The following is a 17,127-nucleotide window of genomic DNA, read 5'->3' as shown; positions in this document are numbered from 1 at the left end:
CCACACACCGGCCGGATTCCCCCCGTGATCCCAGTGGATCCCCCTCGGCGCAAGGCCGGCGGACCCCCGCCGACCGGCCCGCCCCGACCCGATCCCGCGCGAAGGACGAATGTGTCGACAGTGAGTGAACCCGTCAGCCTCTCAGCCCCGAGGGGGGCAGACGCGGGCCTGACCCCCAAGCAGCTTGCGGACAAGTACGGTCTGGCAGTGAGCGGCAGACGGCCGGGGCTCATCGCCTACACCAAGCAGCTCTGGGCCCGGCGGCACTTCATCTGGGCTTTCGCCACCGCCCGCCTGGTGGCCCAGTACACCGACGCCAAGCTCGGCCAGCTCTGGCAGGTGGTGACCCCGCTGCTCAACTGCGCGGTGTTCTACCTGGTCTTCGGTGTGATCCTGAAGAGCAAGGACGGCTTCCCGGCCGGGACCTACACCGCCTGGCTCTGCATCGGCGTCTTCGTCTTCCAGTTCACCCAGAACGCGGTCCAGTCCGGCACCCGGGCGATCTCCGACAACCTCGGCCTGATCCGCGCGCTGCACTTCCCGCGGGCCTCGCTGCCGATCGCCTTCACCGTGATCCAGCTCCAGCAGCTGATGATCTCGATGGTGGTGCTGGTCGGTGTCGTGCTGGCCAGCGGGATCTCCCCGGGCCGGACCTGGCTGGCGGTGCTCCCGGCGCTGCTCCTGCAGTCGATGTTCAACACCGGCGTGGCCCTGGTCATGGCGCGGATCGGTGCCAAGACCAGCGACATCTCGCAGCTGATCCCGTTCGCGATGCGGGCCTGGATGTTCCTGTCCGGCGTGATGTTCAGCATCCAGGACAAGATCAACGGCTGGCCGCCGGTCTGGCAGAAGGTGATGCAGCTCAACCCGGCGTCGGTCTACATGGACCTGGTCCGGCACGCCTTCGCGCCCGTCATCTACAACAAGCACATCCCCCAGCACCAGGTGCTCCCGCCGCACCAGTGGCTCTACGGCATCGGCTGGGCCATCGCGATGTTCGTGATCGGATACGTCTTCTTCTGGAAGGCCGAGGAGGAGTACGGCCGTGGCTGACACCGACCTGCGAAAGGGCCGGTCCGTGCAGGACACCGACGTGGCCCGCGAACCCACCGTCGTCGTCGACGACGTGCACATCGTCTACCGGGTGCACGGCGCCGGCTCCGGCAAGGGCAGCGCCACCTCCGCGGTGAGCCGCATCCTCAGCCGCAAGCGCGGCGCCGGCGTGCGCGAGGTGCACGCGGTCCGGGGCATCAGCTTCACCGCCTACAAGGGCGAGGCGATCGGCCTGATCGGCTCCAACGGCTCGGGCAAGTCGACCATGCTCGCGGCCATCGCCGGTCTGCTGCCGACCGAGAAGGGCGGCATCTACACCAACGGCCAGCCCTCGCTGCTGGGCGTCAACGCGGCCCTGATGAACGAGCTCACCGGTGAGCGCAACGTCATCCTCGGCTGCCTGGCGATGGGCATGACGCCCGCCCAGGTGAAGGCGCGCTACCAGGAGATCGTCGACTTCTCCGGCATCAACGACAAGGGCGACTTCATCTCCCTGCCGATGCGCACCTACTCCTCCGGCATGGGCGCCCGCCTGCGGTTCTCCATCGCGGCGGCGAAGACCCACGACGTGCTGCTGATCGACGAGGCGCTGGCCACCGGCGACCAGGCGTTCCAGCAGCGCAGCAAGAAGCGGATCGACGAGCTGCGCGGGTCCGCCGGTACGGTCTTCCTGGTCAGCCACGACAACAACTCGATCCGCGAGGTCTGCGAGCGGACCATCTGGATCGAGGCCGGCGAGCTGGTGATGGACGGACCGACCGACGAGGTCGTGGGCCGCTACGAGCGCGGCGAGCGGCCGTAACGGCTTCCCATCCGCGACGGAGGGCCGGTGGCCCGGGGCAGCCCGGCCGCCGGCCCTCCGTCGTGCCCGGCCCGGTCCTCCCGGCCCTCGCCCCTCCCTGGCCCGCGCCGCGGGCTCCGCGTCGTCTCCCCGGCCCTCCGGAGGCCGGGACCCGGCCTCCCCGGCCCGCGCCCCCGTGATGCCCCCGTCATGCCCCGCGAACGGCCCGCAGGCAGCCGGAGCGCCCCCCTCGTGCGCCCCTGCGCACCCCCGGGGCGCCCCGGGTGGCCCGCCGCCGGGCGGGTGAGCGCCCCGCGCGCCGGGTGGGGCGCTCTTTCCCGGCGCGGCCGGTGGTGCAAGGCTGTAAGTCGCGGGGGTGGTGTGCCGGACGGGACTCCCGGTATCGGACGCGTGTCCGACTCGGGCCGGTCGTACCGAGCGGTGTAGAACGGGGGAGTGACATCAGTGTCGGCTTCGGCCCAGCCCAGTAGTGAGCCAGTGGACCGTTCAGCGGGGGTGACCCTGGACAAGGCGAGCGCGGAGAACTTCCCGGTCGCCCCCTTCTTCCTGCCCGCGGCCTGGCGCGGCGACCTGATGGCCGTCTACGGCTTCGCCCGCCTGGTGGACGACGTCGGCGACGGCGACCTGGCCGATCCGGCCGCCGCCGCCCGCCTGCTCGGGATCGACGAGCGGCCCCCCGGCACCCCCGGGGACGCCCCCGCGGTCACTCCTTCGGCCCAGCCCGGCCCGCCGGGTCCGGCCGAGACGGCCTTCCGCCTCGCACTGCTCGACGGGCTGGAACAGGACCTCGACCGGGTGTTCGAGGCCGCCCTCCACCCCGGCGCCGCCGAGGCCCCCAGACACCCCCTGATGCGCCCCCTCGTCCCGCTGGTGGACCGGCACGGGCTGACCCCGGAGCCGTTCCGCCGGCTGATCGAGGCCAACCGGGTGGACCAGACCACCGCCCGCTACGCCACCTACCAGGACCTGCTCGGCTACTGCACGCTCTCCGCCGACCCGGTGGGCCGCCTGGTGCTGTCCATCGCGGGCGTCTCCACCCCGGAGCGGATCGAACTCTCCGACGCCGTCTGCACCGCCCTCCAGGTGGTCGAGCACCTCCAGGACGTCGCCGAGGACCTGGCCTGCGGCCGGATCTACCTCCCGGCCGAGGACCTGGCCCGGTTCGGCGTCACCGAGGACGACCTCGCCGCCCCGAGCGCCGACGGCGCCGTCCGGGAGCTGATCGCCTTCGAGGCCGCCCGGGCCCGCACCCTGCTCGACCGCGGCGCGCCATTGGTAGGTACGGTTCGGGGGAGGCTCCGACTGCTCCTGGCGGGATTCACCGCCGGCGGGTACGCGGCCCTGGCAGCCATCGAGGACGCCGGGTACGACGTGCTCGCCCAGCAGGCGAAGCCGGACAAGCGCCGCCTCGCAGCGAAGGCGGCGGCAATCTTCGCGAAGGGAAGGTGAACGCCCGAGTGGCGGCATCACCACTGGCGTCGGCACAGGTCATGGCGGCGTACCGGTACTGCGAGGCGGTCACCGGACTGCAGGCCCGCAACTTCAGCTACGGCATCCGCCTGCTGCCGGAGCCGAAGCGGCTGGCCATGTCCGCCCTGTACGCCCTGGCCCGCCGGGTCGACGACATCGGCGACGGGGACCTCCCCGACGACCGCAAGGCCGAGGCGCTGCTGCGCACCCGCGAGCTGCTGGACGAGGTCCGCGGCGGACGGGTCGCCGAGGACGACACCGACCCGATCAAGGTCGCCCTGGCGGACGCCGCCCGGCGCTTCCCGATCCCGCTCGGCGGCTTCGACGAGCTGATCGACGGCGTCGAGATGGACCTCAAGGGCGCCGAGTACCAGACGTACGAGGAGCTCCAGGTCTACTGCCGCTGCGTCGCGGGCGCGATCGGCCGGCTCTCGCTCGGCGTGTACGGCTGCGACGACCCGGAGCGCGGCGCGCAGTACGCGGACACCCTGGGCCTGGCCCTCCAGCTCACCAACATCCTGCGCGACCTGCGCGAGGACGCCCTGAACGGCCGGACGTACCTGCCCGCCGAGGACCTCGTCCGGTTCGGCTGCGAGCAGGGCTTCGCGCTGCCCAAGCCGCCGGTCGGCGCGGACTTCACCGGTCTGGTGGCGTTCGAGGCCGCGCGGGCCCAGGCGGCCTTCGAGGAGGGCCTGCGGCTGCTGCCGATGCTGGACCGCCGCAGCCGGGCCTGCACCGCGGCGATGGCCGGCATCTACCACCGGCTGCTCGGCCGGATCGCCGCCGACCCGGAGTCGGTCCTGCGCGGCCGGGTCTCACTGCCGGGCTGGGAGAAGGCGTACGTCGCCCTTTCCGGGCTCGCCGGGGGGCGTTCTTGATTCTCACGACAGTTCTGTCACGCTGTGTCAGCGGGGAATCACTGATGGGTGGGCCGGTGTTGTCCACCGTGACGGACACGAAGTCGACCACGAGCGCCCCGGCCGGGACGAGGCCGGGCGCCGGACACGAGGGGGAGGGCCGATGACCGGGCGAGCCGATGCCGCGCGCCCGGCCGCCGTCGTGGTCGGCGGCGGCCTGGCGGGCATCACCGCCGCGCTGCGGCTGGCCGAGGCCGACCACCGGGTCACCCTGGTCGAGGGCCGCCCCCGGCTGGGCGGGCTGGCCTTCTCCTTCCAGCGCGGCGAGCTGACCGTCGACAACGGCCAGCACGTCTACCTGCGTTGCTGCACCGCCTACCGCGGCCTGCTCGACCGGCTCGGCGCGGCCCGGCTGGTCCACCTCCAGGATCGGCTCGACGTCCCGGTGCTCGGGGTCTCCGGGCCCGCCGGGGCGCCGGTGCGCACGCTCGGCCGGCTCCGCCGAGCCGGCCTGCCCGTCCCGCTGCACCTGGCGGGCAGCCTGGCCCGCTACCCGCACCTGGGCCCGGCCGACCGGGCCCGGGTGGTCCGCGGCGCACTGGCCCTCCAGGGCCTCGACCTCGCCGACCCGGCGCTGGACGCCGTCTCGTTCGGCGACTGGCTGCGCGGCAACGGGCAGAACGCGCGGACCATCGCGGCCCTCTGGGACCTCGTCGGCGTCGCCACCCTGAACGCCCGCGCCGACCAGGTGTCGCTGGCGCTGGCCGCGATGGTCTTCAAGACCGGCCTGCTCTCCGACCCGGGGGCCTCCGACATCGGCACGGCCGCCGTCCCGCTCGGCACGATCCACCACGACCGGGCGCTCGCCGAGCTGGAGCGCGCCGGGGTCAAGGTGCTGCTGCGCGCCCGCGCCGCCGAGCTCAAGCCCGCCAGCCCGCAGCACGCCGTCCGGCTGGAGGGCGGCGAGCTCCTCACTGCCGACACCGTGGTGCTGGCCGGCGCCCAGGACACCGCGGCCGCCCTGCTGCCGCCGGACGCCGTCGACGGCCAGGACCGGCTCGCCGGCTTCGGCACCGCGCCGATCCTCAACGTGCACGTCGTCTACGACCGCAAGGTGCTGCGCCGCCCCTTCTTCGCCGCGCTCGGCTCGCCGGTTCAGTGGGTCTTCGACCGCACCGCGCACTCCGGCCTGGCCGGCACCGAGCTGGGCCGGGCCCACCCCGGCGCCCAGTACCTGGCGCTCTCGCAGTCCGCCGTCCAGGACGAGATCGACCTGCCGGTCGCGGAGCTGCGCCGCCGCTACCTGCCGGAGCTGGCCCGGCTGCTCCCCGCCGCCGACGGGGCCGGGGTGCTCGACTTCTTCGTCACCCGCGAGCGCACCGCCACGTTCGACCCGGCGCCGGGCACCGCGGCCCTGCGCCCGACCGCCCGGACGAAGGTCCCCGGCCTGCTGCTGGCCGGCGCGTGGACGGCCACCGGCTGGCCCGCGACCATGGAGGGCGCCGTCCGCAGCGGCCACGCCGCGGCCGACGCCGCGCTCGCCGCCGCCGGCACCCGCCTTCCCGTGGACCGCGGCGACGGGAGGTGGCCCAGGTGACGCGGGGCCCCGCCGCCGGTGACCCCGCGAGAGCCGCCGGCCCCGCCGTCCGCACCGGTCTCATCGACATCGCCAGCGCCCGGCCGTCCCGTGCGGCCCGGCACCACCAGGGAGAGGGAACGCACGTGGAGTCACGCACCGGCACTGCCGTCGGAGGCACGGCGCACGCCGAACCGGTCTCGGTGCCGGAGCTGCTCGCCCGCAGCCGCGAGCTCTGCACCCCGCCGCTGAAGGCCGCCGTCGCGCGCCTGGCCGCACCGATGGACACCGTCGCCGCCTACCACTTCGGCTGGATCGACCGGGACGGCACGCCCGCCGCCGGGGACGGCGGCAAGGCCGTCCGCCCGGCCCTGGCGCTGCTCTCCGCCCAGGCCGTCGGCGCCCCGGCCGAGGCCGGTGTGCCCGGTGGGGTGGCCGTTGAACTGGTGCACAACTTCTCCCTGCTCCATGATGATCTGATGGACGGTGACGAGACCAGACGGCACCGGGCCACCGCCTGGACGGTCTTCGGACCGGCCCAGGCGATCCTGGTCGGCGACGCCCTGGCGACACTCGGTACGGAGGTGCTGCTCGACGCCGGTGTGAGCGGCGGGGCGAGCGCCGCCGACGCCGCACGCGCCGTCCGGCTGCTCACCACCGCCACCCGCGGGCTCATCGACGGGCAGGCCAGGGACGTCGCCTTCGAGCAGCGCGACAGCGTCACCGTCGCCGAGTGCCTGGAGATGGAGGGCGGCAAGACCGCGGCCCTGCTCGCCGCCGCCTCCGCCATCGGCGCCGTCCTGGCCGGCGCCGACGACCGCGTCTCGGACGCCCTCCAGCGCTACGGCCACCACCTGGGCCTGGCCTTCCAGGCGGTGGACGACCTGCTCGGCATCTGGGGCGCCACCGAGGTCACCGGCAAGCCGCACTGGGGCGACCTGCGCCAGCGCAAGAAGTCCCTGCCGGTCGCCGCCGCCCTCGCCGAGGGCGGCGCCGCGTCCCGTCGGCTCGCCGAGGAACTGGCCGACCCGAAGGGCCGCGGCGAGGAGAGCGAGCCCGAGCTGGCCGCCCGCGCCGCCCTGATCGAGCAGGCCGGAGGCCGCGCCTGGACACAGGAGGAGGCCCGCCGCCAGCACACGACTGCCCTCGCCGCCCTGGACGAGGTGCCCATGCCCGACGTGGTGCGCGAGCACTTCGTCGCGCTCGCCGAATTCGTGGTGGTACGAGAGAGGTGACGTTACGTTGACAGCAACCGCGGACGGCCGGCTCGACCCTGAGTACGATTCCGAGCCGGTCGCGGTGGGCGACCGCCCCCCGGCGCTGCTGAGTGCCGGGCGGTGGCAGCCCGCGGGGGCCGACCCGGACGGCCCGGCCGACCACCCCGACCACCCCGACAAGCAACAGCACGGACCGGCCTCCGCCGAGGAGGCACTGGCCCGCGCCACCACCCACCTGCTCTCACTCCAGAGCTCCGAGGGCTGGTGGAAGGGCGACCTCGAGACCAACGTCACCATGGACGCCGAGGACTTACTGCTCCGACAGTTCCTCGGGATCCGGACGGAGGAGCAGACCAAGGCCACCGCCGAGTGGATCCGCTCCCAACAACGGGAGGACGGCACCTGGTCCACCTTCCACGGCGGACCGGCCGAGCTCTCCACGACCGTCGAGGCGTACGTCGCCCTCAAACTGGCCGGCGACGACCCCAACGCCCCGCACATGGCGGCCGCCGCCCGCTACGTGCGGTCCGCCGGCGGCATCGCGGCGGCCCGGGTCTTCACCCGGATCTGGCTCGCCCTCTTCGGCTGGTGGCCCTGGGAGCGGCTGCCGGAGATGCCGCCCGAGATCATCTTCGTGCCCAAGTGGCTCCCGCTGAACATCTACGCCTTCGGCTGCTGGGCCCGGCAGACCATCGTGCCGCTGACCATCGTCTCGGCCCACCGCCCGGTCCGCCCCGCGCCCTTCCCGCTCACCGAGCTGCACACCGACCCGGACCAGCCCTTCCCCGAGCGCCCGCTCGCCCGCGCCACCACCTGGGACGGCCTCTTCGAACGCCTGGACAAGGTGCTGCACGCCTACCACCACCGGGCGCTGCGCCCGGTGCGCCGGCTCGCCCTCTCCCAGGCCTGCCGCTGGATCGTCGAGCGGCAGGAGGCGGACGGCTGCTGGGGCGGCATCCAGCCGCCCGCGGTCTACTCGCTGATCGCCCTGCACCTGGAGGGCTACGAGCTCGACCACCCGGTGATGCAGGCCGGGCTCTCCTCCTTCGACCGCTTCACGGTGCACACCGAGGACGGCCGGCGCTGGCTGGAGGCCTGCCAGTCCCCGGTCTGGGACACCTGCCTGGCCACCATCGCACTGGCCGACGCCGGCGTGCCGGCCGACCACCCCGCACTGGTCTCCGCCGTCGACTGGATGCTCGCCGAGGAGATCACCCGCCGCGGCGACTGGTCCGTCCAGCGGCCCTCGCTGGCCCCGGGCGGATGGGCCTTCGAGTTCGAGAACGACACCTACCCCGACATCGACGACACCGCCGAGGTGGTGCTCGCACTCCGGCGGGTCGACCACCCCGACCCCGCCAAGGTGGCCGGCGCGGTCGACCGGGGCGTCGGCTGGAACCTCGGCATGCAGTCCAAGAACGGCGCCTGGGGCGCCTTCGACGTCGACAACACCAGCACCCTGCCGAACAAGCTGCCGTTCTGCGACTTCGGCGAGGTGGTCGACCCGCCGTCCGCCGACGTCACCGCCCACGTGGTGGAGATGCTCGCCGAGGTCGGCAAGGGCCGGGACCCGCGCACCCGCCGCGGAGTGGAGTGGCTGCTGCGCAACCAGGAGGCCGACGGCTCCTGGTTCGGCCGCTGGGGCACCAACTACATCTACGGCACCGGCTCGGTGCTGCCCGCCCTCGTCGCGGCCGGCGTGCCGGACGAGCACCCCGCGATCCGCCGCGCCGTCCGCTGGCTGGAGGACCGGCAGAACACCGACGGCGGCTGGGGCGAGGACATGCGCTCCTACGAGGACCCGGCCCGCTGGGCCGGGCGCGGCGACTCCACCGCCTCGCAGACCGCCTGGGCGCTGATGGCGCTGCTCGCGGCCGGCGAGGGCCCGGACGGCCGGGCCAACCCGGCGGTCGAGCGCGGGGTCGACTGGCTGGTCCGCACCCAGCTGCCCGAAGGGACGTGGGACGAGCCGCAGTTCACCGGGACGGGCTTCCCGTGGGACTTCTCCATCAACTACCACCTGTACCGGCTGGTCTTCCCGGTCACCGCGCTCGGCCGCTACCTCCACGGCAGCCCCGCCACCGGCAAGGGCACCCCCGCCGCGGGAACCCCGGCGATCGGGGTGCCCCGGTGAGCCGTGCCCCCCTGCTGGTGCTCTGCGCGCTCGGCCCCGAGGTCTGGGCCCTGCGCGGAGGGGACTGGCGCGGCGCGGCCGGCGGTCCGCCGGTGCTGGTGCGCACCGGCGTGGGCCGCCGGAGGGCCTCGCACGCCGTCCGACGGCTGCTCACCTCGGCCCCCGGCGGCTACGGGGCCGTCGTGGTGGCCGGCTTCGGCGCGGCCGTCACACCGGGGATGGCGCCCGGAGACGTCATCGTCGCGGACGGGGTGCGCAATGCCGAGGGGAACCTCTTCGCGGTCGACTCCGGCCCGGAACTCACCCGCGCCCTCAAGGTCCGCGGGCTGACCGCCCACACCGGCGTGCACCACACCGCCGACCACGTGGTGCGCGGACTGGAGCGGCGAGCCCTGCACCTCCAGGGGGCGCTCGCCGTCGACATGGAGGCCGCCGCCGTCCTCGCCGCCCTCCAGGAGCTCCGCCCGGCCATGCCCGCGGCCGTCCTGCGGGTGGTGGTCGACACCCCCGAGCACGAACTGCTGCGCCCGGGCACTTTGCCGGCCGGCGTCCGGGCCTGGCGCACCCTGCGGGCCACCGTGCCCGCACTGGTCGACTGGTACGAACAGCACAGCCCGGCCCGGAGCCGCCCGGCACCCGGCACCACCAACCAACCCACATCCTCGACGCTCCCTCAGGAGGCGAGCTAGCCATGGCCATGCCGCTGCGCCAGACCGTGCGAGTCGGCACCTATCTCATGCAGCAGAAGCTCAAGCGGCGGGACAAGTTCCCGCTGATCGTCGAACTGGAACCGCTCTTCGCCTGCAACCTGGCCTGTGAGGGGTGCGGCAAGATCCAGCACCCGGCGGGTGTTCTGAAGCAGCGGATGCCGGTCGCCCAGGCGGTCGGCGCGGTGCTGGAGTCGGGTGCCCCGATGGTCTCGATCGCAGGCGGCGAGCCGCTGATGCACCCGCAGATCGACGAGATCGTCCGGCAGCTCGTCGAGCGTCGCAAGTACGTCTTCCTCTGCACCAACGCGCTGCTGCTGCGCAAGAAGCTGGACAAGTTCAAGCCCTCGCCCTACTTCACCTTCACCGTGCACATCGACGGGCTGCGCGAGCGGCACGACGCCTCGGTGGCCAAGGAAGGCACCTTCGACGAGGCGGTCGAGGCGATCAGGGAGGCCAAGCGGCGGGGCTTCCGGGTCACCACCAACAGCACCTTCTTCAACACCGACACGCCGCAGACCATCATCGACGTGCTCGACTACCTCAACGACGAGCTCAAGGTCGACGAGATGATGATCTCCCCGGCGTTCGCCTACGAGAAGGCCCCCGACCAGGAGCACTTCCTCGGCGTCGAGCAGACCAGGGAGCTCTTCCGCAAGACCTTCGCCGGCGGCAACCGGCGGCGCTGGCGCCTCAACCACAGCCCGCTCTTCCTGGACTTCCTGGAGGGCAAGGTCGACTTCGAGTGCACCGCCTGGGGCATCCCCAACTACTCGCTGTTCGGCTGGCAGCGCCCCTGCTACCTGATGGCCGACGGGTACGTGCCCACGTACCGCGAGCTGATCGAGAAGACCGACTGGTCGAAGTACGGCCGCGGCAAGGACGCCCGCTGCGCCAACTGCATGGCGCACTGCGGCTACGAGCCGACCGCCGTCCTCGCCACCATGGGCTCCCTCAAGGAGTCGCTGCGCGCCGTCACCGAGACCGTCGGCGCCAACCGCGGCCACTGACCGCACCCCGCCCGGCACGGGAGCAGCCTCCCGTGCCGGGCCGTCCCGCCCAGGGGGGCCACTGCACCGCTCCGAGTCGTGAGGTGAACACATGTCACTGCTCTCCAGCGTCAAGTCCCCGGCCGACCTGCGGAAGCTCCCGGCCGCCGACCTCCCGCTCCTCGCGGACGAGATCCGCGAGTTCCTGATCGACGCCGTCACCAGGACCGGCGGCCACCTCGGCCCGAACCTCGGCGTGGTCGAGCTGACCATCGCCCTCCACCGGGTCTTCGACTCGCCCTACGACCGGATCGTCTGGGACACCGGCCACCAGAGCTACGTCCATAAACTGCTCACCGGCCGCCAGGACTTCTCCGGACTGCGCAGCAGGGGAGGGCTCTCCGGGTACCCGTCGCGCGCCGAGTCCGAACACGACCTGGTCGAGAACTCGCACGCCTCCACCGCCCTCTCCTACGCCGACGGCCTCGCCAAGGCGGCCCGGCTGCTCGGCCAGTACGACCGGCAGACCGTCGCGGTCATCGGCGACGGCGCGCTCACCGGAGGGCTCGCCTGGGAGGCGCTCAACAACATCGCCGAGGCGCGGGACCGGCCGCTGGTCATCGTCGTCAACGACAACGAGCGCTCGTACGCCAGGACCATCGGCGGCCTCGCCAACCACCTCGCCACGCTGCGCACCACCCAGGGCTACGAGCGCTTCCTCGCCCTCGGCAAGGGAGCGCTCCAGCGCACCCCGCTGGTCGGGCAGCCGATCTTCGACGCGCTGCACGGCGCCAAGAAGGGGTTCAAGGACGCCTTCGCCCCGCAGGGCATGTTCGAGGACCTCGGGCTGAAGTACCTCGGCCCGATCGACGGCCACGACCTCGCCGCCGTGGAGCAGGCCCTGCGGCAGGCGCGCGGTTTCGGCGGGCCGGTGATCGTGCACTGCCTGACCGTCAAGGGCCGCGGCTACCGGCCGGCCGAGCAGGACGAGGCGGACCGGTTCCACGCCGTCGGGCCGATCGACCCGTACACCTGCCTGCCCGTCTCGCCCAGCGGCGGCGTCTCCTGGACGTCCGTCTTCGGCGACGAGATGCTCGCGCTCGGCGCGGACCGGCCGGACGTCGTGGCGATCACCGCCGCGATGCTCCAGCCGGTGGGACTGGCCAAGTTCGCCAAGGCGTACCCCGAGCGGATCTTCGATGTCGGGATCGCCGAACAGCACGCCGTCACCAGCGCGGCGGGGCTGGCCACCGGCGGGCTGCACCCGGTGGTCGCCGTGTACGCCACCTTCCTCAACCGGGCCTTCGACCAGGTGCTGATGGACGTCGCCCTGCACCGGCTCGGCGTCACCTTCGTGCTGGACCGCTCCGGGGTGACCGGCCCGGACGGCGCCTCGCACAACGGCATGTGGGACATGTCGATCCTCCAGGTCGTCCCCGGCCTCCGGCTGGCCGCACCGCGCGACGCCGACCAGCTGCGCGCACAGCTGCGCGAGGCCGTGGAGGTGGCGGACGCGCCGACCGTGGTGCGCTTCCCGAAGGCCGACATCGGCCCGGCCGTCCCGGCCGTCGAGCGGATCGGCGGCGTGGACGTGCTGCTGCGCACCGGGGAGCTGCCCGAGATCCTGCTGGTCGCCGTCGGCACGACCGCGGCCGCCGGGCTGGACGCGGCGCGGCTGCTGCTCGCCGAGGGCTTCACCGCGACCGTCGTCGACCCGCGCTGGGTCAAGCCGGTCGATCCGGCGCTGCCCGCGCTCGCCGCCGCACACCGGCTGGTCGTCACGGTCGAGGACAACGGGCGGACGGGCGGTGTCGGCGCCGCCGTCGCCCAGGCGCTGCGGGACGCAGACGTGGACGTCCCCGTCCGGGTGCTCGGCCTGCCGCAGGAGTTCCTCGGGCACGCCGCCCGTGGCGAGATCCTGGAGGAGACCGGCCTGACCGGCACCGGGGTCGCCGCCCAGACCGCCGCCTTCGCCAAGAACCTGCTACCGACCCGAGGAGCGAACCAGCGCCATGCCGGCTGACCCAGACGCACCCGACGCCCGTACCGGGGCCCCTTTCGAGGCCGGCACCGGGGCCCGTGCCGGGGCCCGCTTCGACCTCGCCGCCCTGATCGCCGAACGCGGTGCGGAACGCTACGAGCTGCACAGCCGCTACCTCAACCCGCAGCTGCCGCGGATGCTGCACACCATCGGCTTCGACAAGTACTACGAGCGCGCCCAGGGCCCGTACTTCTACGACGCCGAGGGCAACGAGTACCTCGACATGCTGGCGGGTTTCGGCATCTTCGCGCTGGGCCGGCACCATCCGGTGGTGCGCTCGGCGGTCCAGCAGGTGATGGACCTCGACCTGCCCGACCTCGTCCGCTTCGACTGCTCGCCGCTGCCCGGCCTGCTCGCCGAGCGGCTGCTCGCCCACACACCCGGCCTGGACCGCGTCTTCTTCGGCAACAGCGGCACCGAGGCGGTCGAGACGGCGCTCAAGTTCGCCCGCTACGCCACCGGGCGCAAGCGGGTGCTCTACGCGGACCACGCGTTCCACGGGCTGACCACCGGTTCGCTCTCGGTCAACGGGGAGAGCGGCTTCCGCAAGGGCTTCGACCCGCTGCTGCCGGACACCGCCATCCCCCTCGGCGACCTCGGGGCGCTGGCCAAGGAGCTGAAGAGGGGCGACGTCGCGGCACTGATCGTCGAGCCGATCCAGGGCAAGGGCGTCCAGGCGCCGCCGCCGGGCTGGCTGCGCGCGGCGCAGGCGCTGCTGCACGAGCACAAGGCGCTGCTGATCTGTGACGAGGTGCAGACCGGCATCGGTCGGACCGGCGAGTTCTTCGCCTACCAGCACGAGGAGGGCGTGTTGCCCGACCTGGTCTGCGCGGCCAAGGCGCTCTCCGGCGGCTACGTGCCGGTCGGGGCGACCCTCGGCAAGAGCTGGATCTTCGAGAAGGTCTACTCCTCGATGGACCGGGTGCTGGTGCACTCGGCCAGCTTCGGCTCCAACGCGCAGGCGATGGCGGCCGGGCTCGCGACCCTGGAGGTGATGCGGGACGAGAAGGTGGTGGAGAACGCCCGCCGGGTCGGCGACCTCTTCCGGGAGCGGCTGACCGCGCTCGTCGACAAGTACGAGCTGCTGGCCGAGGTCCGGGGCCGCGGTCTGATGATCGGCATCGAGTTCGGCCGCCCGAAGTCGCTCAAGCTGCGGACCGGCTGGACGGCGCTCCAGGCGGCGCGCAAGGGGCTGTTCGCGCAGATGGTGGTCGTCCCGCTGCTCCAGCGGCACCGGATCCTCACCCAGGTGTCCGGCGACCACCTGGAAGTGATCAAGTTGATCCCGCCGCTGATCATCACGGAGCGGGACGTCGACCGGTTCGTCGACGCCTTCACCGACGTGATGGACGACGCGCACCGGGGCAGCGGCCTGATGTGGGACTTCGGCCGCACGCTGGTGAAACAGGCGGTCGGCAACCGCTGAGCCGCGCTCGCGGACGGAGTGGGAGGCCGGGCCAGGCCGGCTTCCCACTCCGTGGGAGATACCGCGTCAGAGCTCGGTCCGGCGGCGCCGGATGACGATGACGAGATCGACGGCGGCGAACAGGGTGAGGAGCCCACAGGCCACGGCGAACCCGGTGAGGGTGCCCCGGCTGGGGGCGCCGAAGGCCGGGGCGTTCGCGGCCCAGACCGCGAAGGCCACGGTGGTGAGGGCGAACAGCGGGGTGAAGGTCAGGGCGAGCAGGTAGCGCAGCTTGAGATCACTGCGGGCGGTGGCGGGCTCGGTGCCGCTCCGCCAACGGCGGGGGGTGGTGGTGCGCACGCCGGTCACCTCCTCCTGAAGCCTTGCTTCCGCCGCGGTCACCCGGGCGTTCCGGTCTACGATTCCAGCGTACGTCCGGGGTGCGAGGCGGGGAGGGGCCATGACGGAGGCGGACGCGGAGGGCTACGCGGGGCTGCGGGTGGAACGGGCCCAGGAGCTGGCCGGGCGGCACGGCTGGGCATCGGTCCGGGTGCTGCCCCCGGGGGCGATGATGACCATGGACCACCGGGAGGGGCGGCTCAACCTCGCGGTGCGCGACGGGGTCGTGGAACGGAGCTGGGAGGGGTAGCCTCCGGCCGCGCAGTGGCGGGCCGGGCCGCGTCGGGCTGCGACCGGTCGGGCCGCGTTCTGTCCGGCCGTGTTCTGTCCGTCCGTGCTCTGTCCGTCCGTGCTCTGCCGGAACGGGCCGGGGCCGGTTGAGGGGTGGCCGGTGGTGGGGCGGCGGGCTGCACGGTGTCGCGCCGGCGGGCCCGGCGGGCGGTCAGCCGCTGCTCGGCGGCGGTCACCAGGGGCTCCAGCAGCGGCAGCGAGAGCAGTACCAGCAGCCCTGCGGCCCAGCCGGCCAGGACGTCGGTGACCCAGTGGGTGCCCAGGTACACGATGGTGAGCCCGACCGAGCAGGCGGTGGCGGCGGCGAGCACCGCGCCGGTGCGCCGCCAGCGGACCGCCAGGTGGGCGAGCACGCCCCAGGTGACCACGGCGTTGGCGGTGTGTCCGGACGGGAAGATGGTGCCGCCCGAGAAGAACTCGGGCGAGCCGACGTAGTGCGCGTAGTGCGGGCCGAGCCGACCGGTGACGATCTTGACGCCGCCGACCGTGACGTTGAGCAGCAACAGGGCGGCGCCCATCACCAGCAGCGGGCGCAGCCGCCGCAACCGGTGGGCGCGCCAGCCGAGCCAGGCGAAGGCGGCGATGGCGGACGGACCCCGCTGGCCGGCCACCACCCAGTTGTCCAGCAGCGGTTCCAGGCTGGGCCACCGCTCGTACGGGCGACAGCCGCACCGACCAGTCGAGGTCGACCAACGCGCTGTCGAGCAGCACGCCGGCCACCACCAGCAGGTAGCCGAGGCAGGTGGCGGCCAGCAGGCCGGCCCGGCGCCGGTTCAGCGGGGGCCAGCCGGGCTCTCCGGCGACGTCCCCCGGGGTGCGGCTCGGGCGCTCGCGGCGGGTGGTCAGGTTTTCCGGCAATTCACTCGGCGCTTGCACGCCGGTGACCCTACCCAGCAGGTCCGCGGCATTCTCCGAGGAATTCGGAATTCTCCGTTAAAGTGCCTATGTGACCGTAGCCGGCTCGCTCGGGGTCGGTTTTCCGATATTCTTTCGTCGTATATCAGTACAGTCTTCGGGAATCTTTCCCCAAGGGCGGGCAAAGCGAACGGAGCGGGAGACCGGCCGGGCCGGTTCCCACTCCGTGGTAACCCTGTGTAGGTTCGGTGCCTCAGTCGAGGGGGCCGCCGGCCACGTAGATCACCTGGCCGGAGACGAATCCGGCGCCCTCGCTCGCCAGGAACGAGATGGTGTGCGCGACGTCCTCGGGCAGGCCGACCCGCTGGACGGGGATCTGCGAGGCGGCGGCGCGCTTGAAGTCCTCGAACTCCATGCCGACCCGCGCGGCGGTGGCGGCGGTCATGTCGGTGGCGATGAATCCGGGGGCGACGGCGTTGGCGGTGACGCCGAACTTGCCCAGCTCGATGGCCAGCGTCTTGGTGAAGCCCTGCAGGCCGGCCTTGGCGGCGGAGTAGTTGGCCTGGCCGCGGTTGCCCTGGGCGGAGGAGGAGGACAGGTTGACGATCCGGCCGAAGCCGGCGTCCACCATGTGCTTCTGGACGGCGCGGGTCATCAGGAAGGCGCCGCGCAGGTGCACGTTCATGACCGTGTCCCAGTCGGACTCGGACATCTTGAAGAGCAGGTTGTCGCGGAGTACGCCCGCGTTGTTGACGAGGACGACCGGGGCGCCGAGCTCGGCGACGATCCGGTCGACCGCGGCCTGCACCTGGGTGGCGTCCGAGACGTCGGCGCCGACCGCGACGGCCCGCCCGCCCGCGGCGGTGATCCGGTCGACGGTGTCCTTGCCGGCCGCCTCGTCCAGGTCGAGGACGGCGACGGCGTAGCCGTCGGCCGCCAGGCGCTCGGCGGTGGCGGCGCCCAGTCCACGTGCGGCGCCGGTGACGACGGCGACCCTGGGGGCGGTGGTCTGCTCGGTCATGCTCGCTCTCGTCTCTCTCGGATCTGGCTCGGGTGTGGCTCGGGTGGTGCTCCGGGGAGCGCCCGGTGTCGGCCCGGTACCGGTCTGATGCTGCCCGGTGCCGGCCCGATGGACGGTCCGGTGCCGGTCGCGGCTTCCGGTCCGTCCGTCGTTCGCTCGCGACCGGATCCGTGGGTGGAGCCGGTCGCGGGGCCGGGTGGGGCCCCGTCCCCGGGGCGGACCGCCGGGTGGGCCATACCCTACCGGCGAGTAAGGTCCGCGGCCAGGGCGGAAGTCGCAGGTGACCGAGGGTAAGGACCGACCGGTCGGC

The 17,127-nt window shown here is 73.2% G+C and carries 15 protein-coding genes; 12 read left to right on the top strand and 3 right to left on the bottom strand.

Annotated features, from left to right (window positions below; genetic code table 11):
- Nucleotides 1-111: 111 nt before the first annotated feature.
- The 11 genes from J5Y04_RS00325 to J5Y04_RS00275 all read left to right on the top strand — a co-directional run bounded on the left by J5Y04_RS00325 (nt 112) and on the right by J5Y04_RS00275 (nt 14,272).
- Complete coding sequence (locus J5Y04_RS00325; protein WP_148641624.1) at nt 112-1,053, top strand: ABC transporter permease; 942 nt, start codon at nt 112-114, stop codon at nt 1,051-1,053.
- Nucleotides 1,046-1,855: an ABC transporter ATP-binding protein gene (locus J5Y04_RS00320; protein ID WP_307852851.1), complete on the top strand. Its 810-nt coding sequence runs from the start codon at nt 1,046-1,048 to the stop codon at nt 1,853-1,855. Before J5Y04_RS00325 ends, J5Y04_RS00320 begins: the two co-directional genes overlap by 8 nt.
- 477 nt (nt 1,856-2,332) lie before the next feature.
- Nucleotides 2,333-3,304, top strand: a complete 972-nt coding sequence (hpnC, locus tag J5Y04_RS00315) for a squalene synthase HpnC (RefSeq protein WP_209408568.1) — start codon at nt 2,333-2,335, stop codon at nt 3,302-3,304.
- A 41-nt stretch (nt 3,305-3,345) separates the two neighbouring features.
- Nucleotides 3,346-4,203 carry a presqualene diphosphate synthase HpnD gene (gene hpnD / locus J5Y04_RS00310; RefSeq protein WP_209409914.1) on the top strand — a complete coding sequence of 286 codons (858 nt, stop codon included), beginning with the start codon at nt 3,346-3,348 and terminating at the stop codon, nt 4,201-4,203.
- Between the two features lie 142 nt (nt 4,204-4,345).
- Nucleotides 4,346-5,779, top strand: a complete 1,434-nt coding sequence (gene hpnE / locus J5Y04_RS00305; RefSeq protein ID WP_209408565.1) for a hydroxysqualene dehydroxylase HpnE — start codon at nt 4,346-4,348, stop codon at nt 5,777-5,779.
- Between the two features lie 125 nt (nt 5,780-5,904).
- Entirely contained in the window at nt 5,905-6,993 is a 1,089-nt protein-coding gene (locus J5Y04_RS00300; protein WP_209408552.1) for a polyprenyl synthetase family protein, read from the top strand.
- Nucleotides 6,994-7,000: 7 nt separating this feature from the next.
- Entirely contained in the window at nt 7,001-9,109 is a 2,109-nt protein-coding gene (shc, locus tag J5Y04_RS00295; RefSeq protein ID WP_245203934.1) for a squalene--hopene cyclase, read from the top strand.
- The gene (locus J5Y04_RS00290) at nt 9,106-9,798 is read left to right on the top strand and encodes a 1-hydroxy-2-methyl-2-butenyl 4-diphosphate reductase (protein WP_209408550.1); all 693 of its coding nucleotides are present in this window, start codon (nt 9,106-9,108) and stop codon (nt 9,796-9,798) included. The genes shc and J5Y04_RS00290 overlap by 4 nt, the downstream gene beginning before the upstream one ends.
- Nucleotides 9,799-9,800: 2 nt before the next feature.
- Nucleotides 9,801-10,826 (top strand): adenosyl-hopene transferase HpnH, encoded by a 1,026-nt coding sequence (gene hpnH / locus J5Y04_RS00285; RefSeq protein WP_209408548.1) that lies wholly within the window; start codon nt 9,801-9,803, stop codon nt 10,824-10,826.
- A 91-nt stretch (nt 10,827-10,917) separates the two neighbouring features.
- Nucleotides 10,918-12,828, top strand: a complete 1,911-nt coding sequence (dxs, locus tag J5Y04_RS00280; RefSeq protein WP_209408540.1) for a 1-deoxy-D-xylulose-5-phosphate synthase — start codon at nt 10,918-10,920, stop codon at nt 12,826-12,828.
- Nucleotides 12,818-14,272: an aspartate aminotransferase family protein gene (locus J5Y04_RS00275; protein WP_209408538.1), complete on the top strand. Its 1,455-nt coding sequence runs from the start codon at nt 12,818-12,820 to the stop codon at nt 14,270-14,272. Before dxs ends, J5Y04_RS00275 begins: the two co-directional genes overlap by 11 nt.
- Before the next feature lie 66 nt (nt 14,273-14,338).
- On the opposite strand, the gene J5Y04_RS43115 is transcribed toward J5Y04_RS00275, so the two are convergent.
- On the bottom strand, nt 14,339-14,611 hold the full coding sequence (locus tag J5Y04_RS43115; RefSeq protein ID WP_209408536.1) for a DUF6343 family protein: 273 nt from the start codon (nt 14,609-14,611) through the stop codon (nt 14,339-14,341).
- 100 nt (nt 14,612-14,711) lie between these two features.
- Here J5Y04_RS43115 and J5Y04_RS00265 point away from each other — a divergent pair, with 100 nt between their 5' ends.
- Nucleotides 14,712-14,900 carry an I78 family peptidase inhibitor gene (locus tag J5Y04_RS00265; RefSeq protein WP_209408534.1) on the top strand — a complete coding sequence of 63 codons (189 nt, stop codon included), beginning with the start codon at nt 14,712-14,714 and terminating at the stop codon, nt 14,898-14,900.
- Here the strand turns inward: J5Y04_RS00265 and J5Y04_RS00260 are convergent.
- Together J5Y04_RS00260 and fabG are read right to left on the bottom strand one after the other, a co-directional pair.
- Entirely contained in the window at nt 14,851-15,552 is a 702-nt protein-coding gene (locus J5Y04_RS00260; protein WP_307852849.1) for a phosphatase PAP2 family protein, read from the bottom strand. The genes J5Y04_RS00265 and J5Y04_RS00260 overlap by 50 nt on opposite strands.
- A gap of 497 nt (nt 15,553-16,049) precedes the next feature.
- On the bottom strand, nt 16,050-16,817 hold the full coding sequence (fabG, locus tag J5Y04_RS00255) for a 3-oxoacyl-ACP reductase FabG (protein WP_148641615.1): 768 nt from the start codon (nt 16,815-16,817) through the stop codon (nt 16,050-16,052).
- Nucleotides 16,818-17,127: the final 310 nt, after the last annotated feature.

Origin of the sequence: Kitasatospora sp. RG8 (assembly GCF_017813315.1) — a bacterium.
In the GTDB taxonomy this organism is placed as follows: domain Bacteria; phylum Actinomycetota; class Actinomycetes; order Streptomycetales; family Streptomycetaceae; genus Kitasatospora.
The sequence above is the reverse complement of the archived record's forward strand: the minus strand, read 5'-3'. Positions and strand labels throughout refer to the sequence as shown.

Excerpts from the sequence above, each read along its gene's own strand:
- hpnD (WP_209409914.1), top strand. The coding sequence starts at position 3,346 with ATGGCGGCGTACCGGTACTGCGAGGCGGTCACCGGACTGCAGGCCCGC.
- hpnE (WP_209408565.1), top strand. The coding sequence starts at position 4,346 with ATGACCGGGCGAGCCGATGCCGCGCGCCCGGCCGCCGTCGTGGTCGGC.
- hpnH (WP_209408548.1), top strand. The coding sequence starts at position 9,801 with ATGGCCATGCCGCTGCGCCAGACCGTGCGAGTCGGCACCTATCTCATG.
- dxs (WP_209408540.1), top strand. The coding sequence starts at position 10,918 with ATGTCACTGCTCTCCAGCGTCAAGTCCCCGGCCGACCTGCGGAAGCTC.
- J5Y04_RS00275 (WP_209408538.1), top strand. The coding sequence starts at position 12,818 with ATGCCGGCTGACCCAGACGCACCCGACGCCCGTACCGGGGCCCCTTTC.
- J5Y04_RS00265 (WP_209408534.1), top strand. The coding sequence starts at position 14,712 with ATGACGGAGGCGGACGCGGAGGGCTACGCGGGGCTGCGGGTGGAACGG.
- fabG (WP_148641615.1), bottom strand. The coding sequence starts at position 16,817 with ATGACCGAGCAGACCACCGCCCCCAGGGTCGCCGTCGTCACCGGCGCC.